The sequence below is a fragment of the Rathayibacter rathayi genome, assembly GCF_004011095.1.
Lineage (GTDB): Bacteria > Actinomycetota > Actinomycetes > Actinomycetales > Microbacteriaceae > Rathayibacter > Rathayibacter rathayi.
This window is the reverse complement of sequence record NZ_CP028129.1, coordinates 797,133-821,991: the sequence shown is the minus strand read 5'-3', so window position 1 is coordinate 821,991 and position 24,859 is coordinate 797,133. Positions and strand designations below refer to the sequence as shown.

The window sequence follows — 24,859 nt, the reverse complement described above, 5'->3', positions numbered from 1 at the left end:
CGAGCGGGTCGTCGGGCCGCCTCAGGCCGACACACGGTCGAGCTGGGCGATGTCGCTGCGCGTCAGCGGGAGGAGCGCCGACGCAAACAGAGCCTCGAGTTCCTCGGCACTGCGAGCTCGCAGGATCGCGGCCGACACCTCCTGGTGCGAGAGCACCCACGCGAGCGCGACCACGGCCGGCTCGGTACCGTGCGCCTCGGCGATCTCATCGAGAGCGGCGAGCACCCTCGAGCCGTGTCGGCCGACGTAGTCCAGTCCCGCCTCGAACAGGGCCGACTCCGGCTCGTCGGTGCGGCTGCGCAGGGTTCCCGTGAGGTAGCCGCTCGCGAGCGGCAGATGCGCGAGGGTGCCCAGCTCGAGCCGCACTACCTCGGGCACGACGTCGGACTCGTAGGTCCTGCGCTCCATCAGGCTGTACTCCGCCACCACGGCCGACACCGTGGGCAGCGCGAACGCGCGCGCCGTCTCGTGCAGTGCCGCGATCGCGGCGCCGCTGAAGTGTGCTGCGCCCAGAGCTCCGACCGAGCCGTCGGCGAGGAACGGCGCGACCGCCGCCAGGCTCTCGGCGATCGGAATCTCGGGGTCCTCGCTGTCGAACGAGAGCACGTCGATCCGGGTGCCGAGCCGCTCAAGACTTCCCTCGATCGCGATGCGGACGTCCTCGGGCGCGAGGCCCGGTGCATCCGGGTGCCGACCGACCTTCGTGGCGACGAGCATCCGCTCGCGCAGCCCGCTCTGCTCGAGCCATCGGCCGATCATGTACTCGCTGCGGCCGGTCGCATAGTGGTCGGCCGTCGAGATCAGGGTGCCGCCCAGGCGCCCGAACGTATCGAGAACCTCGGTGGTGTCGTCGATGCCTGCGGCCCAGCCGAAGACGGAGCCATCGAGGGTGAGCGGATGCACGGGGAGACCGGTCCGGCCCAGTGCCCGCGAGAGGAGTGCCCGCGAGAGGAGTGGGTGCGAGAGAGGGGCGTCTCCGGCTCGGTGGCCAGGGGCGTCGGGTCGGTCACGGAGTCCTCCGGTCGGCGCGGTGCGGTCCCACGGTACCCCAGGCCTCCCGGCGACGACGGACGCCCGCCCCTCCAGACGAGGGACGGGCGTCACGGGTCGCGCGGAAGGGTTCAGCTCTCGGCGGGAGCCTCGGCGTCGGCTTCCTCGGCCAGGACGGGCGCGAGGGACAGCTTGCCGCGGTCGTCGATCTTGGTGATCTGCACGAGCAGCTTCTGACCGACTCCGAGGACGTCCTCGACGTTCTCGACGCGCTTGCCACCGGCGAGCTTGCGGACCTCGCTGATGTGGAGCAGTCCGTCCTTGCCCGGCAGGAGCGAGACGAACGCACCGAAGGTCGCGAGCTTGACGACGGTTCCGAGGAACTGCTCGCCGACCTCGGGGTTGGTCGGGTTCGCGATGGCGTTGACCTGCGCACGCGCGGCCTCGGCCGACGGACCGTCGACGGCTCCGATGTAGACGGTGCCGTCCTCCTCGATGGAGATGTCGGCGCCGGTCTCGTCCTGAATCGCGTTGATCGTCTTGCCCTTGGGGCCGATCAGCTCGCCGATCTTGTCGACGGGAATCTGCACCGAGATCACGCGGGGCGCGGTCGGAGCCATCTCATCAGGCTGATCGATGGCCGCCGTGAGCACCGCGAGGATCGTGGTGCGGGCGTCCTTGGCCTGCTTGAGAGCGGCGTCGAGGACCGAGGACGGGATGCCGTCGAGCTTGGTGTCGAGCTGGATGGCGGTGACGAACTCGGAGGTGCCGGCGACCTTGAAGTCCATGTCGCCGAGCGCGTCCTCCGCGCCCAGGATGTCGGTCAGCGCCGCGTAGCGGGTCTGACCGTCGACGACGTCGGACACCAGGCCCATCGCGATGCCCGCGACCGGAGCGCGCAGCGGCACACCGGCGTTGAGCAGCGACAGGGTGGACGCGCAGACCGAGCCCATCGAGGTCGAGCCGTTAGAGCTCAGGGCCTCGGAGACCTGGCGGATCGCGTAGGGGAACTCCTCGCGGCTGGGCAGCACCGGCACGAGGGCGCGCTCGGCGAGGAAGCCGTGCCCGATCTCGCGACGCTTCGGCGAACCGACGCGGCCGGTTTCACCGGTCGAGTAGGGCGGGAAGTTGTAGTGGTGCAGGTAGCGCTTCTTGGTGACGGGCGACAGCGAGTCGATCTGCTGCTCCATCTTGAGCATGTTCAGCGTGGTGACGCCCAGAATCTGGGTCTCGCCGCGCTGGAAGATCGCCGAGCCGTGGACGCGCGGGATGACCTGCACCTCGGCGTCGAGCGGGCGGATGTCGGCCAGACCGCGTCCGTCGATGCGCACGCCGTCGCGGAGGATGCGGCCGCGGACGACCACCTTCGTGACGGACTTGTACGCTGCTCCGACCTGCGTGTAGGCCTCGGCCGAGAGCTGACCCGAGGCGATGCGCTCGGCGATCTGCTCCTTGACCCGTGCCTTCAGGGCGTCGTCGGCGTCCTGGCGCTCGACCTTATCGGCGATCTGGTAGACGCGGACGAGCTCGTCGTAGCTGAGTTCGGCGACATTATCGTAGGTGTCCTGCGCGTAGGGCAGGAACACCGGGTAGTCCTTGACCGGCTTCGCGGTCTCGGCGGCAAGCGTCGCCTGCGCCTCGACGAGCGCGCGGAGGAAGGGCTTCGCTGCCTCGAGGCCCTCGGCGACGACGTCCTCGCTGGGCTTGGTCGCACCCGCCTTGATGAGGTTCCAGGAAGACTCGGTGGCCTCGGCCTCGACCATCATGATGGCGACATCGGAGGAACCGTCCTCGTTGGTGACGACGCGACCAGCGACGGTGAGGTCGAAGACGGCGTTCTCGAGCTGCGAGGCCTTGGGGAAGGCGACCCACTGGTCGTTGCCCGAGCCGTCGGACATGAGCGCGAGGCGGACACCGGCGACGGGGCCGGAGAAGGGCAGGCCCGAGATCTGAGTCGAGGCGCTCGCGGCGTTGATAGCGAGGGCGTCGTAGAACTCGTCCGGCGCGATGCTGAGGACCGTGATGACGATCTGGACTTCGTTGCGCAGGCCCTCGACGAACGAGGGGCGCAACGGCCGGTCGATCAGACGGCAGACCAGGATCGCCTCGGTGGAGGGGCGCCCCTCGCGGCGGAAGAACGAGCCGGGGATCTTGCCCGCGGCGTAGGAACGCTCCTCGACGTCGACCGTCAGCGGGAAGAAGTCGAAGTTGTCCTTCGGGTTCTTCGACGCCGACGTGGCCGAGAGGAGCATGGTGTCCTCATCGAGGTAGGCGGCGACGGCGCCCTGAGCCTGCTGCGCGAGCCGGCCAGTCTCGAAGCGGATGGTGCGGGTGCCATACGAGCCGTTGTCGAGAACGGCTTCGGCGAATGTGATTTCAGGACCTTCCAAGAGGTCTGTCTCCTTTAACGTCTGCGGCGGCGCCCCTTCTGGGCACCGGCGTTCGTCGGAGCAGCGGTCCGGTCAGGAATCGAGACGATCCCACGACAGGGCTTCGCGCCGTGCCGTCGTATGGAGGGCGTTCGTGCTGGCCACCAGTAGAAAAGCTCCGGGCTGACGCGACCGACTGCCGCTGCGACCGTCTGCCGCTGTCCGGGACTCCACCACCGAGGACCAGCTTCCTGCCGGCCTGCTCCGTGGCTCGAATCCGGTGTCGACCGGCGGTCGCTTTCGGATTCAGAACCGATTCATTCTATCAGCAGCGATGCGGATCCTCCAGGAACCACGCTGCCGCGGCGATCCGGATCCGGCTCAGCCGCGGGTCTCGTGCAGCAACAGCTGCACCCGCAGACCGCCCTTCGCCGTCACGATCCGGGCGGGAATACGGGGCGAGCGACCCGCCTCCGAGAGCCGCGCGAAAGCCGCGTCCACGACGTTCTCGAGACCTCGCGGCACCTGGCCCACGAGTCCGGAGGGGCGCTGGGCCGCGAAGAGGCGCACCGGCATCGGAGCGTCCACGCGCTCCTGCTCGAGAGTGCGGCGCGGGATCACGGCGGTGATCTCGTCCTCGCCAAGGGCGAGCACCCGGGCGATCTCGTTCTGGTGCGGTCGAGAGTCGGCGAGGCCGAGGAGCGTCTGGCCGCGACGTGACGTGGGACGCAGCTCGTAGTCGTCGTCGTCGAGCGTGCCCGAGCCGCGGTCGTCGGCGGGGAAAGGGTTCGCGTTGCCGCGTCCGAACGGGAAGAGCTTCATCCCCCCATCATCGGAGGCGCAAGCCCTCCCCCGCCGGAGTCGGGCGGCGCGGCGCATCCGGACGACGGGCGTGCAAGGGGCCGTCGACGAGCGGATCCCAGGCGAGCGGGCCAGCGATGACGCTCCCTCCGCGCTGGCCACCCCACCCGCACCGGGCTAGCCTGCGAGCAGGAGGTGGCGGCGATGGGCAGGCATGGCATGGCACTCCTCCTGGCCACCGCGGCACTCGTGACCGCCGTCGCCGGAGTGCAGGGCGTCCTCACCTCCCAGGGATCACTCGCCGCAGCGGCCTCCCCCGACTCCGACGCTCCCGCCCAGTGCGACGACAGTCGGGAACTCCTGGCCGCTTCCTCCGCGCTGGAGGGCGGAGCGGGTGTGCCGGCCGGGCATCTCGTCGCCTGCCTCGACGAGGACCACCGCCGTCTTACCCTCCACAACCGCACGCCCGTCGTCTGGAGCCTCGGCGACTCCTCCGTGCGGGGAGTTGCGAACGGGGTGGACGGAGTGACGGGGCTACTGAGTCTGCACGCGTCGCAGTCCTCCTCGGGGCTGCTCCTCGCACCCGACTCGGCGGCCTCGGTCTCGGCCGGCGAGGGCAGGATCCGGCCGCGACCCGATGAGCCGTCGACCCGGCTGCAACTCGCGCTCACCGCCCTGGTCGCCGCGCAGGATCAGGCGATCGGCCCGTCGGCCGGAGCGGACAGCATCATCCGCGGCGCCGCCCTGACCTGCGCGGTCGTGGTCGCGGAGTCGGGCACCGGCTGGCGGGTGACGTCACCGCAGACTCTCACCGCGGCCGCCGCTGATCCGGTCTGCGCCCGTGACTGGGCTCGCGCCCAGCGCAGTGCCGCGGCCTGGCGGATCGCCCTGCCAGACCTCGTCGACGCGGTGCGGGCACCCGGACGCGCCGAGGCGGACGCGGCGCTCCAGCGTGCGGCGGCCGACTGGTTCTCGGCCTCGAGAGGCTTCTCGTGGGGAGGCGTCGACCGGCCGGCTCCGCTGCCCTGAACCGGAGCGCTCCGGAATGCGGAACGGGCCGTCCTCCGTGAGGAGGACGGCCCGTTCCGCAAGAAGTTCGCGGTGTCATCGAGACCACACCCTGCTCCCGGAGGAACTAGCGGCGCAGACCCCTAGCGGCGCCGACCCTAGCGGCGCAGACCCAGACGCTCGATCAGCGAGCGGTAGCGGTTGATGTCCACGTCTGACAGGTAGCCGAGGAGTCGACGACGCTGACCCACGAGCAGCAGCAGACCACGACGCGAGTGGTGGTCGTGCTTGTGCTCCTTGAGGTGCTCGGTGAGGTCCTTGATCCGCTTGGTCAGGACGGCCACCTGCACCTCGGGGGATCCGGTGTCACCGGGGTGGGTCGCGTACTCTTCGATGATCGCCTTCTTGACCTCTGCTTCGAGTGCCATAAGTGGGATCCCCTCTCTCTCGTTGCGCGGTGCCCGGCGCCTGATGCGTGGGCTCTCTTGATCCGCGGCCGTCGAACGGCAACCGGGCGACTCTACCAGAGGGAAGCGGCGTCAGGAGCCGGTGGCCCGATTCCAGAGCACGACCAGCCACGGCGAGACCAGTAGCTCCCAGTAGACGAGCATGAGCACGTTCACGACGACACCGATCCAGCCGGCGATCGGCGGGCGCTTCTCGCGCCGACGGGCGCGGATCGAGGAGACGGCGAGCAGGATCCCGGTGAGCAGGACCGCGTGGACAAGCGCGGCGTAGAGGACGCCGACCAGCAGGTCGCTGACGGCTTGGTCGCCCGGGTAGGCGCCGAGCGAGATCAGGGCGTACCAGACGAAGAACGAGATCGGTACGGCAAGGGCCGCGAGCAGGATCGCGGCGATCCCGGCTCCGTAGCGGCGAACGACTGCGCCGGCGCTAATGGCGTTCGTGCGGGACGTCTCGGTGCGGGCGCCGCCGGTGGAGCTGCGCCGACCACCGGTGACGGCGGCGGCGCGACGCGCACCCGCCTCGGCGGCAGTGCGGATCGAGCGTCGCGAGGGGGCGGCTCCGGCTGCCCGCGGGGCAGGAGGACCCTGACGCCCGGGCGCGCCGTCGGATGACGTGCTCATGCCTCACACCCTAGGGGATGCCCCCTGAACCAGTGGATCAGCGCGACAATGCCCGCCAGGGCGACGGAGTCAGCACAATGGAGCGAGTGAGCCAGACACCCGCTGCCCCCCGGCGCAGCCATGTCCTCGACGTCGCGCCCCTCCGCGAGTCGCCCGCCTTCGCCCGGCTCTGGGCCGGCAACGTGATCTCTGGCATCGGTGGACAGATGACGATCGTCGCGGTCGGGCTGCACGTCTACGAGCTCACCGGGTCGACCCTGGCTGTCGCGCTGGTCGGCGTCGTGGCGCTGGTGCCGACCGTGATCGCCGGACTCTACGGCGGGATGCTCGCCGATGCCTTCGACCGCCGCCTGGTGCTGCTGCTCGCCGCGATCGTGGCCTGGGGTTCGACCGTGGGCATCGCCGCGCTCGCCTGGCTCAGCGCCGAGACTCCGCTCTCCCTCTACCTCCTGACGGCCGCGAACGCCGTCGCGACCACCGTGATCGTGGCCACCCGGATGACGCTGGCTCCGCGACTGCTCCGGACCGAGTTGGTCCCCGCGGCCGCCGCCCTGGGCGGCATCGCGAGTGGACTGGAGGTGACGGTCGGGCCCGCACTCGCCGGCGTACTCGTGGCCTCCTCGGGCTTCGCGCTCACGTACACGATCGACGTCGTACTGTTCCTCGCCGCGTTCCTCGGCATCGTGGGGCTGCCCGCGCTCGTGCCGGAGGGAGAGCGGCAGCGGCCGGGGCTGGAGTCGCTCCGCTACGGCCTGCGCTTTCTTCGGAGTGCACCGAACGTGCGGATGTCCTTCCTCGTCGACATCGTGGCGATGACCTTCGGGCAGCCCCGCGTGGTGTTTCCCGCCGCTGCCGCGGTGCTGTTGGGCGGCGGCGCGGTGACGGTCGGTGCGCTCACGGCCGCGTTCGCGATCGGCGCGCTGCTCAGCGGTGTGTTCTCCGGGCGGCTGAGCGGAGTGCGCGGCCAGGGCGTCGCGATCAGCCGCTCGATCCAGGTGTACGGAGCGTTCGTGATGGCGTTCGGTGCGGTCCTGCTCGGGGCGGCACTGACGCGCAGCGACCCGTCCTCGGCGAACACGGGCGTGATCACTCTGGCCGCGGTCGCGCTGGCCGGGGCGGGGGCCGCCGACAACGTCAGCTCGATCTTCCGGCAGACGATGCTGCAGACCGCGGTTCCCGACAACATGCGCGGTCGGCTCCAGGGAGTGTTCATCGTGGTGGTGACGGGCGGTCCGCGAGTCGGCGATCTCTATACGGGTCTGCTCGCCTCGCTCGCGCTGCTCTGGCTACCGCCGCTCGCGGGCGGACTCGCGATCATCGCGATCCTCGCTGCCGTGCTGCGGCTGCGACCCGGATTCCGGGCGTACGACGCTCTGCACCCGACGGCCTGAGCGGCCAGCCGCGTCCGTTCTCCACCGGCCGGCCCGCAGGTCGGGCGCCGGGTCAGTCGCCGGAGGCCGCGTCCGCGCCGCCGCCGTCGGTCAGCTGCTCGTCGGAGACCGCTCCGCTGTCGTCGTCGCGGCCCTCGACCCGCACGGGGCGGTAAACGTGGAAGCCGTCGTCGTCGGGCTCGAGTTCCCAGACCACCTCGACCTCCTCGCCGTCGATGTCGGCGACGCGGGTGAAGGAGCGCTGCGGGGAGCCGTCGATCATCTCGAGGCGGATGCTCTCCTGCTCCGCTCCGCTGTCGAGGATGGCGGTGTACGTCGATTCGGTGTCCATGCCTCGACGCTAAACATCGGCGCGGCGGCCCTGCCACCCCTTGCGGCGGCGCCTGGTCCGGGTAGCGTCGGCCCCATGACCGACACCGAGATCACCCCCGCCGACTCCGACGACCGCGCCCAGATCACCGAGCTGGTGACGAGCGCCGGGATCGGACTGCTCACCACCGTCAACTCGACCGGGCAGCTCGTCAGCCGCCCGCTGAAGGCCCAGGACATCGACTTCGACGGCGAACTGTGGTTCTTCACCCAGGACCCGTCGCCGAAGGTCGACGACATCCGCGCGAACCCGAGCGTGAACGTGGCCTTCGAATCGAAGAAGGGCTACCTGTCGGTGGCCGGCTCAGCGACCGTCGTGCACGACCCCGCGAAGGTGGACGAGCTGTGGTCGCCGGCCGTCGCGGGCTGGTTCCCGGACGGCAAGGACGACCCGACGGTCGCGCTGATCCGCGTGAACGCTGAGACGGTGGAGCTGTGGGCGAGCGACGAACCCCGTCCGGTCGTGCTGTTGAGGGTCCTCAAGGCCGCTGTCACCGGTGGTCAGCCCGACATCGGCGAGAACCACACGGTCTCCTTCGAGTGAGGCCGCCCCTGCGCGCTCAGGTACCGCCGAAGCGCTCGGTGCGCACGCGCTCCGGGGCGTGGCCCTGATGGACGAGGGCCGTGGCGACGGCCTCAACGAACGAAGTCGGGCCGCAGACGTAGACGGTCGGCTGCACCGCGGCCGGCAGCACGGCCTCGGCGAGCAGTTCCGGAGTGACGCGACCGGCCGGGCGCGCAGCTCCCGCGGGTGCCACCCGGCTGAAGACGTGGTCGACCGCGACTCCGCCCGACGCCGCCGACCGCTCGGCGAGGGCCGCCAGCTCCTCACGGTAATAGCTGAACGCGGGCGAGCGGACCGAGTAGAGCAGCTGCATCCGCGCCGCGCTCCCGGCTCGGGCATGCTCGCGCGCCATCGCCATCAGCGGCACCACGCCGCTCCCGCCCGCGATCAACTGCACGGGCTCCGCCTGCTCCGGTCGCCAGACGAACCAGCCGCCGATCGGGCCACGGACCTCGAGCCGGTCGCCCGCCACGAGGTCGTCGACCAGGTACGGCGAGACCTCGCCGTCATCGAGCCGCTCGACCGCCAACTCCACCCGGTCGCCGTCCGCGGGGGCGCCGATCGAGTATGAGCGGCTCGCCTGGTAGCCGTCGGGCGCGGTGAGGCGCACGTCGAGGTGCTGCCCGGCGAGGTGGCCGGGCCAGCCGGGGGCGCGGAGCACGAGCAGGCGCGCCGTGGGCGTGAGTGGTGCGGCCGACTCGGCCAGCGCCTCCGTCCAGATCACCAGTAGCGCTCCTCTTTCCAGGGGTCCCCGTGCAGGTGGTAGCCGTTCTGCTCCCAGAAGCCGGGCTCGGCACCCGGCATCAGGCGCAGCGTCCGCACCCACTTCGCGCTCTTCCAGAAGTAGAGGTGCGGCACCAGCAGGCGAGCGGGGCCGCCGTGCTCGGCCGCGAGCGGCTTCCCCTCGAACTCGGTGGCGACCCAGGCCTTCCCGCCGCGGATCTCGGCGAGCGCGAGGTTTGTGGTGTAGCCGCCGAAGCTCTGCGCCATGACGAAGCCGGCGTTGGTCTCCAGGCCCTCCAGCAGCGTGTCGACCGAGACGCCCCGCCAACTGGTGCCGAGCTTCGACCAGCGCGTCACGCAGTGGATGTCGGTGTGCACGTCCTCGTGCGGGAGCGCGGCGAACTCCTCCCCGCTCCAGCGGCGCACGCCCGCGGGCCCGCCGTCGATCGAGAAGGCCCACTCGTGGATGTTCGGCGTCGGCCCGATCGAGAGGACGGGGAAGCCGTTCTCGAGGTACTGGCCCGGCGGGAGGTCGGGGTTCGGCTCCCTCTTACCGAAGAAGCCCCGCGTGATGATGCCCATGTCCGCCCTCGTCGTCCTCGGGGCCGCGCCCCTGATCGCTGGAAACCGCTCGTCGCGCTCACGCTACCGCCCCGATACTCCCGCATGGGGGGCCGCTGGGCGAGCCCGAGACCGTGTCGGAGGTCGGTGTCAGGATCGGGACATGAGACGAACCGTCGTACCGCCGTACCTCCTCGTCCGCATCGCCCACCTCGACGATCCGGCGTTCGCCCGGGCCGCGCGGGCCGCGAGCCGCTCGCTCGAGCAGGACGTGCCCTTCCGGCGCGTGCGCCCCGGCGAGCCCTCGCCCGAGCGGGGAGCGCCGACCGCCGCGGCGTCACCCTCGCCGCGCGACCGGGTGCAGTCACTCCAGCGCACCATCGCGGACGCGCAGACCACCGAGACACTGCCCGGCACCGTGGTTCGCCGCGAGGGCGACCCTGCCACGGGCGATGCAGCGGTCGACGAGGCGTACGACAGCCTCGGTGCGATGTCCGCGTTCCTGCAGGGGGCGTACGGCCGCGACTCGATCGATGACGCCTGGCTGCCGTTGGACGCGACCGTGCACTTCGGCGAGGACTACGACAACGCGTTCTGGGACGGCTCGCGGATGGTCTTCGGCGACGGGGACGGCCAGGGGATCACCGAGTGCACGGCCAACCTGGTTTACCGCGGCCAGTCGGGAGCCCTCAACGAGTCGGTCTCCGACGTGTTCGGCGCCCTGCTCGAGCAGTACGGTGCCGGGCAGAGCGCGGACGAGGCATGCTGGCTGATCGGCGAGGGCCTGTTCACGGACGAGGTGCAGGGCTCGGCGCTGCGCTCGATGATCGCGCCGGGCACCGCGTACGACGACGACGTGCTCGGCTCGGACCCGCAGCCGGGTTCGATGGCCGACTACGTCGAGACCGACGACGACAACGGCGGGGTGCACATCAACTCCGGGATCCCGAACCGCGCGTTCGCCGTCGCTGCGACGACCCTCGGCGGGAAGGCGTGGGAGCGCGCCGGGCAGGTCTGGTATGACGTCCTCACCGGCGACGTCCTCACCGCGACGGCCTCCTTCGAGGCGTTCGCGGCGCTCACGGTGCAGGCGGCGGCCGCGCGCTACGGCGCCGGCTCCGAGGTGGAGGACGCGGTGCGCACCGGCTGGTCGACGGTCGGGGTGACGCTGCCCGCGTGAGCCCGGTCCGCTGGTGGGCGGAGGCGGGTAGCATCGCGCGCATGGACGTCATCGTGTCGCGCAGCGGCGGATTCGCCGGTCTCCGCCGCGTGTGGCGGGTCGACGTGGAGCAGCAGCCCGACGAACGCGCCTGGCGCGACCTGCTCGGCTCGCTCCCCTGGGACGATGCAGACGGCGACTCCCCCGGCCGGGCCGACCGCTTCGTCTACGAGATCCGCGTGCAGACCCACCACGTCCGCCTCGGTGAGACCGAGCTCGGCGGCGCGTGGCGGGAGTTGGTCGATCGCGTGACGAAGGCGCAGCCCCGCTAGGAGCTGCGCCTTCGTCGTGGGCCCGAAGCTACGCTGTGCCGAGCAGGTCGATCACGAAGATCAGGGTCTTGCCGGAAAGCGGGTGCCCGCCACCGGCCGGTCCGTAGGCCAGCGCGGGCGGGCAGACCAGCTTGCGGCGGCCACCGACCTTCATCCCCGGGATGCCCTGCTGCCAGGCGCGGATGAGGTTGCTGAGGGGGAAGTTGATCGACTGGTTGCGGCTCCAGGAGGAGTCGAACTCCTCGCCGGTGTCGTACTCGACGCCGAGGTAGTGCACCTCGACAGTCGAGCCGGGCTGTGCCTCGGCGCCATCTCCGATGACGATGTCCTCGACGACCAGCGTGTCGGGGGCCGGGCCCTCCGGGGCGTCGAGCTCGGGCTTGGTCAGGTTCTCGCTGCTCATGCGTCGATCCTACGGCGCCCGGGGGCGGAGTCTGGGAGCGGGCTGGGGGCGCTCACTCCACCAGAGTGAGGCGCTGCGTCGGCCGGGTCATCGCCACGTAGAGGGAGGCGGCGCCGCGCTCGCCGGTCTGCGCGATCAGGCGCGGACGGGCGATAATCACGGAGTCGAACTCGAGCCCCTTGGCGTCGTTCGTCGAGAGCACGGCGATCGCGCGGTCGAGCCCGGTCGCTCCCCGGCCGACCTCCCGGCCGAAGCGCTCCTCGAGGCGCTCGGCGATCGCGGCGAGGTCGTCATCGGGCGCGATCACCGCGAGAGTCCCCTCCTCCCCGATCGCCCGGTCCTCGATCACAGCGGCGAGCACGCGCGCGGCGAGCTTCGCGTCGCCGCGGTCGCGGATGGTCCGCACCGGCCACTCCGTGGAGCGCACAGCCTCGCCCGGAGTGATCTCGAGTCCGTTCTCGCGCGCCGTCCGCTCGGCGAAGGCGACGATCTGCGCGGGCGTGCGGTAGTTGACGGTCAGCTCCTCGAGGCGCCACGGTGCCGCCTCCACTCCGCGGCCCTGGCGACCGAAGGTGTCACGGAGCGCGGCGTCCCAGGTCGACGCAGCGGAGGCTCCGGACGCCTGGGCGACGTCGCCCACGATGGTGAACGAGCGCATCGGGCAGCGGCGCAGTAGCACCCGCCACTGCATGGGCGAGAGCTCCTGCGCCTCGTCGACCACGACGTGGCCGTAGGTCCAGGTGCGGTCGGCCGCGGCCCGCTCCGCGGTGGTGCCGAGCACCGAGCGCTCGGCGAAGCCCGCGGCGAGGTCCTTGGCGTTGACGAGCCCGTCGACGCCCATGTTGCGGATGGCCGCCTCCGCATTCTCGAGGTCGCGGCGGCGCTGCTCCTTCTCGGCCTTCTTCGACGCATCGGCGTGGTCGTCGTAGGCGCCGAGCAGTTCGGCGGCCTCGTCCAGCAGCGGCACGTCCGAGACGGTGAAGGGAGCGTCACGGTCGCGGCGCAGGAGCGAGCGCTGCTCCGCACTCCAGCGGGGGGTGAGGGTGGCGAACCAGTTCGGGCGCGCGTAGAGGTCCTGCAGCAGCTTCTCGGGAGTGAGCGGGATCCACGCCGTGTTCAACGCGACGCGCACGTCGTACGCGGTGCGGACGTCCTCGCGCAGCACCGCCTCGTCGGCCTCGTCGACCGTGCTGCCGTGACTGCGCAGCTGGTCGGCGAGCTGGCGAGTCAGCTGCGAGAGCAGCGTCTTGACGAAGGTGACCCGGGCCTCATTGTGCGGCTTGCGGGAGTCGCGGGCGCGAGTGATCGCGCGCTCTACGTCCTGGGGCTCCAGGCGCAGCTTCTCGCCGTTCACGTCGAGCAGTTGCGCCTCGGCCGGGACGACCTGGCGGGAGCGGACGGCGCGCTTGAGCAGCTCCGCCATCCGCGCCGAACCTTTCACTCGCGCAACCGTCGGCGCATCCTCGTCGATGAGGTCGAGGCCCGGGTAGAGCTGCCCGACGGTGGAGAGGACGACACCCGTCTCGCCGAGCGAGGGCAGGACCGCCTCGATGTAGCGGAGGAAGGAGCGCGACGGTCCGACGACGAGCACGCCGGAAGAGGCGATGCGGTCGCGGTAGGAGTAGAGCAGGTAGGCGGCGCGGTGCAGGGCGACCGCGGTCTTGCCGGTGCCGGGCCCGCCCTGGACGACGAGTACGCCGCGCAGCTCTGAGCGGATGATGCGGTCTTGCTCGCTCTGGATGGTCGCGACGATGTCGTGCATCCGGCCCGTGCGCTGCGCGTCGAGCGCCGCCATCAGCGCACCCTCGCCCTGCAGCACGGTGCCCTGGCGCAGCAGCTCCTCGTCGAAGACTTCGTCCTCGAAGCGGAGGACCTCGCGTCCGCGGGTGGTGAGGTGGCGGCGCGCCCGGGTCCCCATCGGGCGGGCCGCGGTGGCCTGGTAGAAGGCGGCCGACTGGGGGGCGCGCCAGTCGAGCAGGAGCGTGTCCTGCTCCTCGTCGCGCAGTCCGATGCGGCCGATGTAGCGGTGCTCGGAGTCGCCATCGGCAAGGGTCAGCCGGCCGAAGGCGAGGCGGTCGTCGGCGCCGGTGAGCGAGCGGAGGCGGTCCTCGTAGAGGCGCGCGTAGGCGTCGCGCTCGGAGCGGCTCTGATGGTTGCCGCCGACGCTCTCGATGCGGACGATGTCCAGCGCCTCGCGGGTCTGGGCGATCAGCTCGTCGAGGCGGGTGTAGAGCGCCGCGACGTACTCGCGCTCCCGAGTGAGCTCGGTGCCCTGAACCGTACTGCCGTCCGTCATCGTCCGCCTTCCGTGGATCCGCCGCCGCGGGCTGGGAGGCACGGGATGCGCTCCGAGGGCCGCAGGAAAAGAGGCGGTCCAGTCTACCGAGCGCTCGACGGCAGCCTGCGCGGGACGCGGGATCTGGATGCCTCTTGCGCTCGGCGCGACCAAGGAGCATCCTCTCTCACGAAGAGTTCGACGCCCCGTCCGAGCAGCCGGCCCTGCCGCTGCCGCGGGGCGTCGAACTTTTTTGGTGCGGTGCCGCGGACCGCGCCCTCCTGCGTCGGGTCCTGCCGGCCGCGACGTGGCCGTGTCGGGCCGGGAAGAGAACAGGTCGGCTCCGCGTTGAACGCCCCATGACCACTCCGAGCAGTAGCGTCACCGCACCCTCCCGCGCCTCGATCGACCTCACCGAGTCGGCGCGCGCCGGCTGGGAGTCGTGGCTCGTCCGCCGAGTCGAGCGCGTCACCGGACCCCGCGGCGACCTGGCCCTCGTCGAGACCCGGTGGCTCGAGCCCGGCGAAAGCGTCGACGACAAGCAGGCGCTGATCGGCTACGGCCCCTCCGCTGGCCTCACCCGGATGCGGCGCGAGAACCTCGAGACCGGCGAGCCGGAGTACGGCTACCGCGTGTGGGACGCCGCCTCGGCGGGTATTCGCTCCTTCGACGCCATTGAGACCTTCCCGTTCAACGCGGCCTGGGTGCTCGAGGCGTGGTTCGAGCCGGTGAGCGAGGACCGCACGGTTCCGTTCGAGCATCTGCGCGACAACGGGGCGACCAGGGAGCTGGTCGTGCCCGGCGACATCACCTTTTCGCTGGTGGACGACGGCCGCGCCCAGGAGTACACGGTGGCAGCGTTCGACGACGGCGGCACCCTGCTCGTGCCGTTCGGCGACCCGACCAATCGCAGCGACGACCCCGACCTCGCGAGCTACCCCGTCGGCCGCTTCCTCGTGGTGCAGCGGATCGGCGGCGCAGCGGATGCGGGCACGCCCGGCCCGGTGCTCCTGGACTTCAATCGCGCGTACATCCCGCCGTGCGGGTTCTCGCCGCACTACAACTGCCCGCTGCCGCCGGCACAGAATCGGCTCGGCGTGCCGGTGACGGCCGGCGAGCGGCGAGTGCGGAGCGCCTCCGCCTGACGCTCAGCGAGCCTGCGCGGGTCACCGGTTCAGCGGGTCAGCGGGCGTCAGCGGGTCAGCGCTGCCCGGCGGGCGACGAGTTCCTCGAGCAGGACACGCTCGTCTACCGCGCCGGTCCGCCCCCCGCGCCCGAGGACGAGGTGCTGCCGGTGATGGGCGAGCCGCGTCGCCGTGCGCAGGAACTCCCGCATCGCCCGCGGCCGGTCACCGCCCGCCTCCCGCGCCCAGCGCGCAGCGGTGCGGCGCCCCTGAGCGGTGCCGATCATCCGCACCTCCGTCGGCGAGAACCAGCCGGCCGCGGCGTACTCGTCGAGCCTGCGCAGAGTGATGCGCCGCTCCTGCCTGCGCAGCAGCACCACGACGACCACGGCGACCGCGAACAACGGCACCTGCACCACTCCGTAGAAGCCGAACCAGTCGGACACCAGGAACGACGAGCCGTTCCAAAGGCCGTGTAAGAACGCCGCGAGCGCCAGACCGAGCAGGGCGATCGGGACGCGCGCGGCCGCAGGACGATTCGAGGCGAAGCCGAGCGCGGCACCGGTGCAGGCGGTGAACAGCACATGCGCGAACGGCGACAGCACCCCACGGAGAAAGAAGGTGACGGCGAGCGAGTCGAGGCCGCCCTCGACCAGCGCGCTACCGAAGTAGAGGATGTTCTCGACGAAAGCGAACCCGGACGCGACGACAGCCGCGTAGACAATGCCGTCGACCGGGCCGTCGAAGGTGCGGTGCCAGATCAGCAGGACGAGCAGGACCCCCAGTCCCTTGGCGCTCTCCTCCACCAGCGGCGCCTGGACCGCGGCCCCGACGAAGTCGGATCCGCTCGGCTGCTGTCCCGAGGCGTAGACCGCGATCTGCACGCCGAGGTCGACGAGGAGCGCGATCGCAACGGACCCCGCCGCGCCCCACAGGAAGGCGAACCAGAGGCCGAGTGGCGGCTCCGGCTCCCAGCGGTCGACCCAGCGGACGCCGAGAAGCACCACGGTGAGCGGGACGAGGGCGATCACCGCGCAGACCGCCGCTGCGCTGACACCGAGCCCGAGCACGGCGTAGGCCAGCACGAGCAGCAGCAGAATCCCAAGGAGCGCGACGCCGATCGAGCCCAGCACGGTCGGGACGACGGAGGAACGGGCGGCGGGCGGGGCGGGCGGCGGATAGGCGCTCATGGGCCCGAGAGTAGAGCACGGGCGGGGTGGGCTGTCGGCGGTTGACGCGCTCCCAGCGGCGGGACCAGGACAGGACAGGACAGGAGCGGGCGGCCGCACACAGCCGGGCGGCCGAACCGGACGGCCGACGCCCGTGTCCGATTTCCGCCACCAGCCGGGGAGCGGCCGTGGCAGGCTCAAGGAGTGCCCGACTCCGATCCGCTCTTCGAGGAGCGTTACCGCGCCGTCGCTTCGCGCGACTCCCGCTTCGACGGCCGCTTTCTCACCGGTGTGCACTCCACGGGTATCTACTGCCGGCCGAGCTGCCCGGCCACCACGCCGCAGCGCGCGAACGTGCGCTTCTACCCCACGACGGCCGCGGCGCACGAGGCGGGGCTGCGCGCCTGCAAGCGCTGTCTGCCCGACGCGGTCCCCGGCTCCCCCGAGTGGAACCTCCGCGACGACACGGCGGCGCGCGCGATGCGGATGATCGGGGACGGCGTGGTCGACCGCGAGGGGGTCGAGGGACTGGCCGCGCGGCTCGGCTACGGGGCGCGCCACCTCGGCCGGATCCTGCGCGAGGAGCTGGGCGCACCTCCGCTCGCCCTCGCCCGCGCCCAGCGCGCGCAGACTGCGCGACTCCTGCTCATGGGCACCGACCTGCCGGTGTCTGACGTGGCGTTCGCCGCAGGGTTCGCAAGCATCCGGCAGTTCAACGCGACCCTCGTCGAGGTGTACGAGCGGACGCCGACGGCCCTGCGCGCCTCCACCCGCGGTGTCCGCTCCGGCGCGGCCGTCCACGACGGAGCGACAACGCTCAACCTGCGACTCCCGGTCCGCGCACCCTTCGATGCGGGAGTGCTCGACGGGCTCAGCGCCCGCGCGCTCCCGGGGCTGGAGGAGGCGTCGCCGGGCGGCTACACGCGCTCGCTCCTGCTGCCCGGAGGCGCCGCGCTGGTCCAGCTCGGAGTGGACGGGGAGTCGGTGTGCTGCCGCGCCACCCTCGTCTCGGTCGCCGACGTCGGGCCGCTGGTGGCCCGGATCCGGCGGCTGCTCGACCTCGACGCGGACGCGCGCGCCGTGGACGAGGCGCTCTCAGCCGATCCCGCCCTCGCCGCGAGCGTCGCTGCACGCCCCGGAATACGGGTGTCTGGCTCCGTCGATCCGACCGAAACTCTGGTGCGCGCGCTGATCGGACAGCGGGCGGCCGGACGCCTGGTCGCTGCGCTGGGCGAGACGCTCCCGGGGGCGGTGGCGAGCGGATCGGTCACCCGCGTCTTTCCCTCCCCCGCCGCGATCGCGGAGCACGCTGGGGAGCTGCTGCGCCGATCCGCCGACGTGCTGGTGCGGGCCTGCGCGCTGCTCGCGGACGGCTCGCTCCGGATGGACGCCGACCGGGACGAGCTTCTCGGGCAGCTGCTGGCGGTCCCCGGGATCGGCCGGGCGACGGCCGCCGAGGTGACGCTGCGGACGAGCGGCGATCCTGACGTACTGCTCACCGGCGACCCGGCGCTTCGGAGGGGCGCGGCCGTGCTCGGCCTCCCCTCCGGGCAGCGTGCGCTCGCCGAGCTCGGCCGCCGCTGGGCGCCCTGGCGCAGCTATGCCGGGGCACACCTCGCGGCGGCGGTCACTCCTTCGGTGCGGGGTCGATGATCGGGAGCGCCGCGGTCATCGCCTCGATGCCCGAGAGCCGGGCGGGCGAGATCAGCCGCAGCACCTCCTCGCGCGACATCAGCCCCGCCTCGACCACCAGATCGGCGACGTTGCGGCCGGTGGCGAGCGCCGCCTTCGCCAGGGCGGCGGAGGCGGTGTAGCCGATGGTCGGGGTCAGCGCCGTGACGACACCGACCGAGGACGCGACCATCGCCTCGAGCCGGTCGATGTTGGCGGTGATGCCGTCGATGCAGTTCTCGCGGAGCGTCTTGCAGGCCTGCGTCATCCAGGTGATGCTCTGCAGCAGCGAGTGCGCGATCACCGGCTCGAAGGCGTTGAGTTGCAGCTGCCCCGCCTCGGCCGCCATCGTGACGGTGACATCGGCGCCGGCCACCGAGTAGGCGACCTGATTGACCACCTCGGGGATGACCGGATTCACCTTCCCGGGCATGATGCTCGATCCGGCCTGACGCGGTGGCAGGTTGATCTCACCGAAACCGGCCTGCGGGCCCGAGGAGAGCAGCCGCAGGTCGTTGCAGATCTTGGACAGCTTGATCGCCGAGCGCTTCAGCGCACTCGAGAACGACATGAAGACGCCGGTGTCGCTGGTCGCCTCGACGAGGTCCTGTGCCATTTCGAGCTCGAGATCGGTGATCTCGTTGAGGTAGCGGACGGCCGCCGCGCCATAGCGGGGATCTGCGGTGATACCGGTGCCGATCGCGGTCGCTCCGATATTGACCTCGGCGAGCAGCCAGATGGTCTCGGAGAGACGCGCGTGATCCTCACCGAGAGTGGTCGCGAAACCGTGGAACTCCTGGCCGAGCGTCATGGGCACAGCGTCCTGCAGCTGAGTGCGGCCGACCTTGAGGACGCCGCCGAACTCGACGGCCTTGCGGGAGAACGACTCACGCAGCAGCGCCAGCTCGTCGAGCAGACGCCGCAGCGACCAGGTCATCGCGATCTTGATCGCGGTCGGATACACGTCGTTCGTGGACTGGCTGCGGTTGACGTCGTCGAGCGGGTGCAGGTGCGCGTACTCGCCCCGCCCGTAGCCGCCGATCTCGAGTGCGACGTTGGCGACGACCTCATTGGCGTTCATGTTCGTCGAGGTGCCGGCTCCGCCCTGGATCACTCCGACCACGAACTGGTCGTGGAACTCGCCGTCGATGATCCGCCGGCACGCGGTCTCGATCAGCTCGGCCTTCGCCGGAGCGAGAGTGCCGAGCTCGGTATTGGCCCGAGCGGCGGCGAGCTTGACCGTGGCGAGAGCCCGGACGAGATCGGGGTAGATCGAGATCGGGCGCTTGGAGATCGGGAAGTTGTCGAGGGCGCGCGCCGTATGGATGCCCCAGTAGGCCTCCGCGGGGATCTCCATCGAACCGAGGGAGTCGCTCTCGGTGCGCGTGGCGGGGTTCTCGGTGTCGTCCAGGGCTCTGCCTTCCGGGTCGCTGTCAGGGAGGGTACTCGCTGCGAGAGTCACGTCCAGCTCCATCGCCGTCGTCGTGCGGCCCCGGAGGTGCAGGGGGTCCGCGAACTGCGCAGCCAGCCTAACGCCGGGGTACGAGGGCGCTCGGCGCGGGACGGAGCGAGGTGTCGGAGGCAGCGGATCAGCGGAAGTCGCGGCTCGACCCGGTCGCCGCGAACGGGATCACCAGTACGACAACGAGCACCGCGATCACCATCAACAGCACGATCCCGAGCATCACCGCGTTCAACACGATGCCCCAGATCGAGAGCGTGCGGCCGGTCGGCTCGCGGCGCAGTCCCAGGATGCCGAAGACGAGGCCGACGACCGGGGCGATCACGGTCAGGCCGAAGAAGACGGAGATCACGCCGAGAATCAGGCTGGTCAGCGAGAAGGGCGTCGAGGGGGCCGGCGCCTGGGCGGCGGGCGGGAAGGACGGGGTGTCGTAGGAGAGGGACACGGCAGACGGGGTGCCGTTCGAGGTGGGCGGCGTGCCGTAGGAGGCGTGCGGCGGCTCGGAGTCGGCGGGGCCGTCGGAGGAAGGGCGCTCGTCGGCGAGGACGGCGGTGGCAGCCAGGTCAGGGGTCGGCTGCTCGTCGGCGAGGACGGCGGTGGCACCCAGGTCGAGCGTCGGCTGCTCGTCGGCGGCAGTGGAGAGGCGGGTGGTGCGGTCATCGGTGGTCACAGTCGACTCCTTGGAGAGGGCTGCCGGTCGCCCGGCGGGATGCGGTGGTGCCGGCTGCGAGCCGGCGGTGCTGCCGGTCTGCTCCGGCGATGCCTCCAGGCTACGAAAGGGTCGCAGCCCGCCACATCCGGTGAACCCCCGGAAAACGAGGGCGCTCCCCGACCGGGAGCAGATGCAGATGCGAGACTGGACCTGGTTGCGAGGAGGCGCTGAGCGATGGACGACGACGAGCTGCGACACCGCACCCGCGACCGCAACGGAGCGCGAGCCGTCTGGTTCGCGGGCCTCTCCGCCCTCGCCGGCTTCGTGGTGATCTCTCCGCTGATCTCCCTCATGGCCACGGTGATGGTGTGGGGATCGCGACGGCGGATCGGCACTCTCAGCGACCGCAACGGCCTCGTGGCCGTGAACTGGCAGCTGACCTACCTCGCTCTCCAGCTGATGCTGGTTCCTCTGCACCTCGCGCTGATATCGGTCCGCGAATCACTCACCGCCGATTGGCCGCTGGTGACGATCACCGCGATCCTCGCGCTGGCCGTGCTCAACCTCGTGCTATGCCTCGTGCTCGGGCTTCGCTCCGGCTGCGGCCGCCCGGTGCGCCTGTGGTTCGCCGTCCCCTTCGCCCGCTCCTCCCGACCGCCGCGCTGATCCGCCGCTGCCACCCGCCGGGCCGACCCGCTCCTCCCGCGTACCGCGCCGACATGCCGCTGCCGACCCGCCCCTGCTCCCCTCCGCTACTCCCTGCCGCGACCTGCCGCGTGCGCTCCTCCGCGTCGGCGTGTCGTCCGCACAGGTGGCCTACGCGGAACCTGCAGCGGGCAGGGTGGTGAGGTGATCGCGTTCCCCTCGCCCGTGTACGTCGTGGCCGACGACGGAGTGCGGCTGGCCACCTACTGCGTCGGGGAGGAGGGAGCGCCGACTGTGCTCGCGGTGCACGGCTTCGCGTCGAACGCGGTGCTCAACTGGGAGACGGCGGGCTGGCTCCGCACCCTCAGCCGGGCCGGCTACCGCGTGGTCGCGCTCGACCAGCGGGGACACGGCGCGAGCGAGAAGCCGCACCACTCCGACTCCTACAGCGTGAGCGCGATGGTGGCCGACCTGGTGCGAGTGCTCGACTCCTATGACGTCGATGCGCCGCACGTACTCGGCTACTCCCTCGGCGCTCGGATGAGCTGGGTGCTCGGACTCGAGCACCCGGAGCGGATCGCCTCGCTCAGCCTGGGCGGGCTCACCGTCGGCGAGCCGCTGCGCCACTTCGACGCGGAGGCTGCACGGGCGCGGGTCGCCGACGGCGGCGAGATCGACGACGGCTTCACCCGTGCCTTCATCGGCATGGCGGAGGGGGTGCAGGGCAACGACCTGGCCGCGCTAGTGGCGGTGGCCGACGGCGTGCGCGGTGGCGCACATCCGGAGCACGGGCGGCACCCCGACCTGCCGATGCTGCTGGTGACCGGCGGCTCCGACCCGATCGCGCCCGGCGGGGAGCGGCTGGCGGCGGAGTCGGGGGCGCGCTTCGCGAGCGTGCCCGGACGAGACCACACGAGCACAGTGCCGGCGCGAGGGTTCAAGGACGCGGTGCTGCGGTTCCTGGCGGAGCAGGGCTGAGCACGTCCGATTCGCAGGAGCACGTCCGATTTGCAGGAGCACGTCCGATTCGCAGGGGATGCACGCGCGAGAACGTTCTCTCCCGCATGAACCGCGTCGCCACGTCGAGATCCCCTGCGAATCGCACCTCCGCCGTCGGGCGCCGAGGCGCGCGGCGTAGCCTCGGACGTATGCAGGCGATCCGCGTCGAGAACCCCGGCCCCGACTCCCGACTCGTACTCGACGACGTGCCGACTCCGTCGCCCGGCCCCGGCGAGGTCCTGATCCGCGTCGCAGCCGCCGGCGTCAACCGGGCCGACCTGGGCCAGCGCGGCGGCGTCTACCCGCCGCCGCCCGGCGCGTCCGAGATCCTCGGGATGGAGGTCTCTGGCTCGATCGCCGCGCTCGGCGACGGGATGTCGGGTTTTACAGAGGGCGACGAGGTCTGCGCGTTGCTCTCGGGCGGCGGCTACGCCGAGTATGTCGCGGTCGACGCCGGCCTGGTGCTGCCGGTCCCGGAGGGCGTCGGCCTCGTGTCGGCGGCGGCCCTCCCGGAGACGACCGCCACCGTCTGGTCGAACCTCGTGATGGTCGCCGGACTCGCCTCGACCGACACCGTCCTCCTCCACGGCGGCGGGAGCGGGATCGGCACCACCGGCATCCAGATAGCCTCCGCCCTCGGAGTGCGCGTCGCGGTCACGGCCGGCAGCCCGCGCAAGCTCGACGCCTGCCGCGCCCTCGGCGCCGACATCCTGATCGACTACCACGAGGAGGACTTCGTCGAGCGGATCCGCGAGGAGACCGGCGGCCGCGGAGTCGACGTGATCCTCGATCCAGTCGGTGGCGACTACCTCGCGCGCGACCTGGAGGCGCTGGCCGTCGGCGGGCGCGTCGTCTTCATCGGCAACCAGTCGGGCATGCTCGGCGCCCTCGATCTCGGCGTGCTGATGCGCAAGCGCGGAACGGTGCACGCCACGACGCTCCGCGCCCGGCCCCTCGAGGAGCGGCGCGCGATCGTCGCGCAGGTGCGTGCCGAGGTCTGGCCGCTGGTCGCAAGTGGGACGGTCCGCCCGGTGGTGGACGAGGTAATTCCGCTCGCGGAGGCCGAGCGGGCACACGAGCGGATGTGCTCGTCCGGCCACAGTGGCAAGCTGCTGCTCACTCCGTGACGCACAACGTCAGCTGAGAGGCCTCGTCATCCACGATGGTGGATGAGTATGCTCCTCAGCTGACGTTGTGCGGACGAGACCGGTCAGACGCTAGAGCGCAGCAGCCCGAGCGACCTGTTGATCGCGTCCACGTCGACCGCCGCGGGGTCGAACGAGGCGCCGGCGGCGAGACCCAGGGCGTCGAGCGCCTCGGCGTGATCGGCCGAGGACGGATCGGTCGCGGCCCGCACCGTGTCGGCCCAGGACTCGGGGCCGCCCGGCACGTCCAGCGGAGCCGCGCCGCGCGCTCCCGTGCACCGCGGCAGAGTGGTCGACAGCGGCGCGATCGACTCCAGGCGGATGACGTGGCGCCACTCGTCTTCGAGGTCGTAGACGTAGAAGATCTCGTCCTGCTCTTGCTCGAGGACCTCGGCGAGCGCCACGCCCGACTCGTCCACGAGATCAGCGCCCAGCTCCTCGGCGTCGGCGGGCGAGCCGATCGGCGTCTGCTCCTCGTCGGGCACGTCGAGGCTGAAGTAGTGCGGCTGCGCGTCGGTCCAGCCCAGCGAGAGCTGAAGCGCCAGGTGCAGATCGCGCAGGGACGACTCGGACGAGAGTTCGAGTCGTCGCCAGACGGCGGGTTTGGTGCCGAGCAGGGCGACGTGCAGAGCGTAGGCGGTCGCGGTGTCCTGGGTTGCCTCGTCGACGATCTCGAGGCGGGTCGCCTCGCGTTCGTTCAGAAGCACGACGGTCGCGCGGACGATCGAGGCGAGAACAGGTGCCAGACCCGCCGGCACCGCGTAACCGAACTCGGGCGAGTGCAGCAGCAGCCCCAGCTCGGCAGCGTCGTCCAACATCCGCTCGGCCGACCCGACCATGCGCTCACGCTCGTCCAGCGCCTCGTCGAGGGAGACTCCGGAGTCGGCGGCCAGCTCATCGACCAGCTCCCCGACGACCAGGCCCGAGTGGATCTCGGCCTGGCAGGCGACGGCGATGCGCACCAGCACGGCGTCGGTGATGGTGACAGCGCGCTCCTCCGGGGAGAAGGCGCCGCCATCGGTGTCGGCCTGAGCGAGCGCGGACTGGGCGCTGAGGAGCCAGCGCTCAAGGAAACGAGCGACGTAGGCGATGCGCTCGGCGGCGGCCTCGTGGGCGTCGGAGCTGCGCCAGAGTACGGCGGCCTCGCCGAGACCTGCTGCGGTCCCGTCCCGCTCGAGGACGCCCGAGCCGACCAGCGCATCCCACCAGGCCGAGACCGGAATGCGGACGGAGTCGTCGCTCGGGGTGGAACCGGCGGAGGAGATTCCCGCCTCGACGGCGATCTCGCGGGCGGCGCGCTCGGTGAGGGCGGCGCCGGTGGCGGCGAGGTGCTCGACCACGATGTCGGCGGCGTGGACGAGAGCGGTGACGCGGACGGCCGCGAGCTGCTCCTCGGCCGGGACCTCGTCGAGCTCGGCCAGGTCATCGAGCACGGCCTCGACGAAGGAGCCGGCCAGGTCGAGGACCTCGTCGAGGACGGCCTGGCACTCGTCCAGCTCCTCGTCGGTGCCGGTCCACAGGTCCTCGTCGGTGAGGAAGTCGAGGAAGTGCTCCACCACCTCTGCGACGGTGAACAGGGTGTCGTCGAGATCGGCCTCGCTCTCCTCCCCGGACAGGTCGGCCTCGATCTGGTCGAAGACGGCCTCGAGGAGTTCGGCGTCGGGCTGGGCGAAGGAGCCGCGCGGGCGCAGGTCGCGGGTCATCGCAAAGAGGTCGGTCAGCACCTCGACGGCTTCGTCGGCCTCCAGGTGCTCGTGCTCGACGCCGACCTCGGCGAGATGTGAGCGGTACCAGCTGCGGAACCGCACCATCAGCGCGGTCTCGGCCGTGCGGCCACCGCCCTGCCCACCGCGGCCGCCCTGACCGCCTCCGGATCGTCCCTGGTTGCGCTTCTTGCCCATGATTCCTCCGCGACCGCTCCACTCACGACGAAGCGCTCCAGCCTACCCAGTACAGGC

Annotated in this window: 24 protein-coding genes; 10 read left to right on the top strand and 14 right to left on the bottom strand. The window is 71.4% G+C overall.

All coding sequences use genetic code 11. The features are described from left to right. Positions 1-21: 21 nt before the first annotated feature. The 3 genes from C1O28_RS04115 to C1O28_RS04105 form a co-directional block, all read right to left on the bottom strand. Entirely contained in the window at positions 22-903 is an 882-nt protein-coding gene (locus C1O28_RS04115; RefSeq protein WP_160487524.1) for an aldo/keto reductase, read from the bottom strand. A gap of 218 nt (positions 904-1,121) precedes the next feature. Further along, positions 1,122-3,380: a polyribonucleotide nucleotidyltransferase gene (locus C1O28_RS04110; protein ID WP_097166469.1), complete on the bottom strand. Its 2,259-nt coding sequence runs from the start codon at positions 3,378-3,380 to the stop codon at positions 1,122-1,124. A 360-nt stretch (positions 3,381-3,740) separates the two neighbouring features. Then, on the bottom strand, positions 3,741-4,181 hold the full coding sequence (locus C1O28_RS04105) for a hypothetical protein (RefSeq protein ID WP_097166470.1): 441 nt from the start codon (positions 4,179-4,181) through the stop codon (positions 3,741-3,743). 183 nt (positions 4,182-4,364) lie between these two features. Between C1O28_RS04105 and C1O28_RS04100 the strand changes: the two genes are divergently transcribed. Further along, complete coding sequence (locus tag C1O28_RS04100) at positions 4,365-5,189, top strand: hypothetical protein (protein ID WP_127821436.1); 825 nt, start codon at positions 4,365-4,367, stop codon at positions 5,187-5,189. Between the two features lie 137 nt (positions 5,190-5,326). Here C1O28_RS04100 and rpsO read toward each other — a convergent pair whose 3' ends face one another. Together rpsO and C1O28_RS04090 are read right to left on the bottom strand one after the other, a co-directional pair. After that, a complete protein-coding gene (gene rpsO, locus C1O28_RS04095) occupies positions 5,327-5,596 on the bottom strand; it encodes a 30S ribosomal protein S15 (protein ID WP_097166472.1) in 270 nt (89 codons plus the stop codon). Between the two features lie 111 nt (positions 5,597-5,707). Continuing rightward, on the bottom strand, positions 5,708-6,256 hold the full coding sequence (locus C1O28_RS04090; RefSeq protein ID WP_097166473.1) for a hypothetical protein: 549 nt from the start codon (positions 6,254-6,256) through the stop codon (positions 5,708-5,710). Positions 6,257-6,333: 77 nt separating this feature from the next. Between C1O28_RS04090 and C1O28_RS04085 the strand changes: the two genes are divergently transcribed. Continuing rightward, positions 6,334-7,647: an MFS transporter gene (locus C1O28_RS04085; RefSeq protein ID WP_097166474.1), complete on the top strand. Its 1,314-nt coding sequence runs from the start codon at positions 6,334-6,336 to the stop codon at positions 7,645-7,647. Positions 7,648-7,699: 52 nt separating this feature from the next. On the opposite strand, the gene C1O28_RS04080 is transcribed toward C1O28_RS04085, so the two are convergent. After that, complete coding sequence (locus C1O28_RS04080) at positions 7,700-7,978, bottom strand: hypothetical protein (protein WP_097166475.1); 279 nt, start codon at positions 7,976-7,978, stop codon at positions 7,700-7,702. A 75-nt stretch (positions 7,979-8,053) separates the two neighbouring features. On the opposite strand from C1O28_RS04080, the gene C1O28_RS04075 reads away from it, so the two are divergent. Further along, complete coding sequence (locus tag C1O28_RS04075) at positions 8,054-8,560, top strand: pyridoxamine 5'-phosphate oxidase family protein (RefSeq protein ID WP_097166476.1); 507 nt, start codon at positions 8,054-8,056, stop codon at positions 8,558-8,560. Positions 8,561-8,576: 16 nt separating this feature from the next. Here C1O28_RS04075 and C1O28_RS04070 read toward each other — a convergent pair whose 3' ends face one another. Beyond that, positions 8,577-9,305, bottom strand: coding sequence for a ferredoxin reductase (locus C1O28_RS04070; RefSeq protein ID WP_243392059.1), 729 nt, complete (start codon positions 9,303-9,305; stop codon positions 8,577-8,579). Continuing rightward, the gene (locus C1O28_RS04065) at positions 9,302-9,886 is read right to left on the bottom strand and encodes a molybdopterin-dependent oxidoreductase (RefSeq protein ID WP_097166477.1); all 585 of its coding nucleotides are present in this window, start codon (positions 9,884-9,886) and stop codon (positions 9,302-9,304) included. Before C1O28_RS04065 ends, C1O28_RS04070 begins: the two co-directional genes overlap by 4 nt. Positions 9,887-10,028: 142 nt before the next feature. Here C1O28_RS04065 and C1O28_RS04060 point away from each other — a divergent pair, with 142 nt between their 5' ends. Both C1O28_RS04060 and C1O28_RS04055 read left to right on the top strand, forming a co-directional pair. Continuing rightward, positions 10,029-11,045, top strand: a complete 1,017-nt coding sequence (locus C1O28_RS04060; RefSeq protein WP_097166478.1) for a M4 family metallopeptidase — start codon at positions 10,029-10,031, stop codon at positions 11,043-11,045. After that, positions 11,042-11,356 carry a protealysin inhibitor emfourin gene (locus C1O28_RS04055; protein WP_127821435.1) on the top strand — a complete coding sequence of 105 codons (315 nt, stop codon included), beginning with the start codon at positions 11,042-11,044 and terminating at the stop codon, positions 11,354-11,356. The genes C1O28_RS04060 and C1O28_RS04055 overlap by 4 nt, the downstream gene beginning before the upstream one ends. 28 nt (positions 11,357-11,384) lie before the next feature. Here C1O28_RS04055 and C1O28_RS04050 read toward each other — a convergent pair whose 3' ends face one another. Together C1O28_RS04050 and C1O28_RS04045 are read right to left on the bottom strand one after the other, a co-directional pair. After that, positions 11,385-11,759 carry an FKBP-type peptidyl-prolyl cis-trans isomerase gene (locus tag C1O28_RS04050; RefSeq protein WP_097166480.1) on the bottom strand — a complete coding sequence of 125 codons (375 nt, stop codon included), beginning with the start codon at positions 11,757-11,759 and terminating at the stop codon, positions 11,385-11,387. 52 nt (positions 11,760-11,811) lie between these two features. Continuing rightward, the gene (locus C1O28_RS04045) at positions 11,812-14,055 is read right to left on the bottom strand and encodes a HelD family protein (RefSeq protein WP_097166481.1); all 2,244 of its coding nucleotides are present in this window, start codon (positions 14,053-14,055) and stop codon (positions 11,812-11,814) included. A gap of 338 nt (positions 14,056-14,393) precedes the next feature. Here C1O28_RS04045 and C1O28_RS04040 point away from each other — a divergent pair, with 338 nt between their 5' ends. Further along, entirely contained in the window at positions 14,394-15,179 is a 786-nt protein-coding gene (locus tag C1O28_RS04040) for a DUF1684 domain-containing protein (protein ID WP_097166482.1), read from the top strand. 47 nt (positions 15,180-15,226) lie between these two features. Here C1O28_RS04040 and C1O28_RS04035 read toward each other — a convergent pair whose 3' ends face one another. Then, positions 15,227-16,348, bottom strand: a complete 1,122-nt coding sequence (locus C1O28_RS04035; protein ID WP_097166483.1) for a PrsW family intramembrane metalloprotease — start codon at positions 16,346-16,348, stop codon at positions 15,227-15,229. Positions 16,349-16,531: 183 nt separating this feature from the next. Between C1O28_RS04035 and C1O28_RS04030 the strand changes: the two genes are divergently transcribed. Continuing rightward, positions 16,532-17,980 carry a DNA-3-methyladenine glycosylase 2 family protein gene (locus C1O28_RS04030; protein WP_097166484.1) on the top strand — a complete coding sequence of 483 codons (1,449 nt, stop codon included), beginning with the start codon at positions 16,532-16,534 and terminating at the stop codon, positions 17,978-17,980. Here C1O28_RS04030 and C1O28_RS04025 read toward each other — a convergent pair. Both C1O28_RS04025 and C1O28_RS15575 read right to left on the bottom strand, forming a co-directional pair. Further along, positions 17,955-19,355, bottom strand: coding sequence for an aspartate ammonia-lyase (locus C1O28_RS04025; RefSeq protein ID WP_237398059.1), 1,401 nt, complete (start codon positions 19,353-19,355; stop codon positions 17,955-17,957). The two genes, C1O28_RS04030 and C1O28_RS04025, sit on opposite strands and share 26 nt — an antisense overlap. Before the next feature lie 232 nt (positions 19,356-19,587). Next, the gene (locus tag C1O28_RS15575; RefSeq protein WP_237398035.1) at positions 19,588-20,130 is read right to left on the bottom strand and encodes a hypothetical protein; all 543 of its coding nucleotides are present in this window, start codon (positions 20,128-20,130) and stop codon (positions 19,588-19,590) included. 216 nt (positions 20,131-20,346) lie between these two features. Between C1O28_RS15575 and C1O28_RS04015 the strand changes: the two genes are divergently transcribed. The 3 genes from C1O28_RS04015 (at position 20,347) to C1O28_RS04005 (ending at position 22,883) form a co-directional block, all read left to right on the top strand. Beyond that, the gene (locus C1O28_RS04015; RefSeq protein ID WP_097166486.1) at positions 20,347-20,778 is read left to right on the top strand and encodes a magnetosome magnetite crystal formation protein family; all 432 of its coding nucleotides are present in this window, start codon (positions 20,347-20,349) and stop codon (positions 20,776-20,778) included. A gap of 183 nt (positions 20,779-20,961) precedes the next feature. Beyond that, complete coding sequence (locus tag C1O28_RS04010) at positions 20,962-21,735, top strand: alpha/beta fold hydrolase (protein WP_160487523.1); 774 nt, start codon at positions 20,962-20,964, stop codon at positions 21,733-21,735. Between the two features lie 170 nt (positions 21,736-21,905). Continuing rightward, a complete protein-coding gene (locus tag C1O28_RS04005) occupies positions 21,906-22,883 on the top strand; it encodes an NAD(P)H-quinone oxidoreductase (protein WP_097166488.1) in 978 nt (325 codons plus the stop codon). 83 nt (positions 22,884-22,966) lie between these two features. Here the strand turns inward: C1O28_RS04005 and C1O28_RS04000 are convergent, their stop codons facing one another. Beyond that, positions 22,967-24,802, bottom strand: a complete 1,836-nt coding sequence (locus C1O28_RS04000) for a plasmid pRiA4b ORF-3 family protein (protein ID WP_097166489.1) — start codon at positions 24,800-24,802, stop codon at positions 22,967-22,969. Positions 24,803-24,859 lie beyond the last annotated feature (57 nt).

Excerpts from the sequence above, each read along its gene's own strand:
- C1O28_RS04105 (WP_097166470.1), bottom strand. The coding sequence starts at position 4,181 with ATGAAGCTCTTCCCGTTCGGACGCGGCAACGCGAACCCTTTCCCCGCC.
- C1O28_RS04100 (WP_127821436.1), top strand. The coding sequence starts at position 4,365 with ATGGGCAGGCATGGCATGGCACTCCTCCTGGCCACCGCGGCACTCGTG.
- rpsO (WP_097166472.1), bottom strand. The coding sequence starts at position 5,596 with ATGGCACTCGAAGCAGAGGTCAAGAAGGCGATCATCGAAGAGTACGCG.
- C1O28_RS04090 (WP_097166473.1), bottom strand. The coding sequence starts at position 6,256 with ATGAGCACGTCATCCGACGGCGCGCCCGGGCGTCAGGGTCCTCCTGCC.
- C1O28_RS04085 (WP_097166474.1), top strand. The coding sequence starts at position 6,334 with ATGGAGCGAGTGAGCCAGACACCCGCTGCCCCCCGGCGCAGCCATGTC.
- C1O28_RS04080 (WP_097166475.1), bottom strand. The coding sequence starts at position 7,978 with ATGGACACCGAATCGACGTACACCGCCATCCTCGACAGCGGAGCGGAG.
- C1O28_RS04075 (WP_097166476.1), top strand. The coding sequence starts at position 8,054 with ATGACCGACACCGAGATCACCCCCGCCGACTCCGACGACCGCGCCCAG.
- C1O28_RS04065 (WP_097166477.1), bottom strand. The coding sequence starts at position 9,886 with ATGGGCATCATCACGCGGGGCTTCTTCGGTAAGAGGGAGCCGAACCCC.
- C1O28_RS04060 (WP_097166478.1), top strand. The coding sequence starts at position 10,029 with ATGAGACGAACCGTCGTACCGCCGTACCTCCTCGTCCGCATCGCCCAC.
- C1O28_RS04050 (WP_097166480.1), bottom strand. The coding sequence starts at position 11,759 with ATGAGCAGCGAGAACCTGACCAAGCCCGAGCTCGACGCCCCGGAGGGC.
- C1O28_RS04045 (WP_097166481.1), bottom strand. The coding sequence starts at position 14,055 with ATGACGGACGGCAGTACGGTTCAGGGCACCGAGCTCACTCGGGAGCGC.
- C1O28_RS04040 (WP_097166482.1), top strand. The coding sequence starts at position 14,394 with ATGACCACTCCGAGCAGTAGCGTCACCGCACCCTCCCGCGCCTCGATC.
- C1O28_RS04035 (WP_097166483.1), bottom strand. The coding sequence starts at position 16,348 with ATGAGCGCCTATCCGCCGCCCGCCCCGCCCGCCGCCCGTTCCTCCGTC.
- C1O28_RS04025 (WP_237398059.1), bottom strand. The coding sequence starts at position 19,355 with ATGGAGATCCCCGCGGAGGCCTACTGGGGCATCCATACGGCGCGCGCC.
- C1O28_RS04015 (WP_097166486.1), top strand. The coding sequence starts at position 20,347 with ATGGACGACGACGAGCTGCGACACCGCACCCGCGACCGCAACGGAGCG.
- C1O28_RS04005 (WP_097166488.1), top strand. The coding sequence starts at position 21,906 with ATGCAGGCGATCCGCGTCGAGAACCCCGGCCCCGACTCCCGACTCGTA.
- C1O28_RS04000 (WP_097166489.1), bottom strand. The coding sequence starts at position 24,802 with ATGGGCAAGAAGCGCAACCAGGGACGATCCGGAGGCGGTCAGGGCGGC.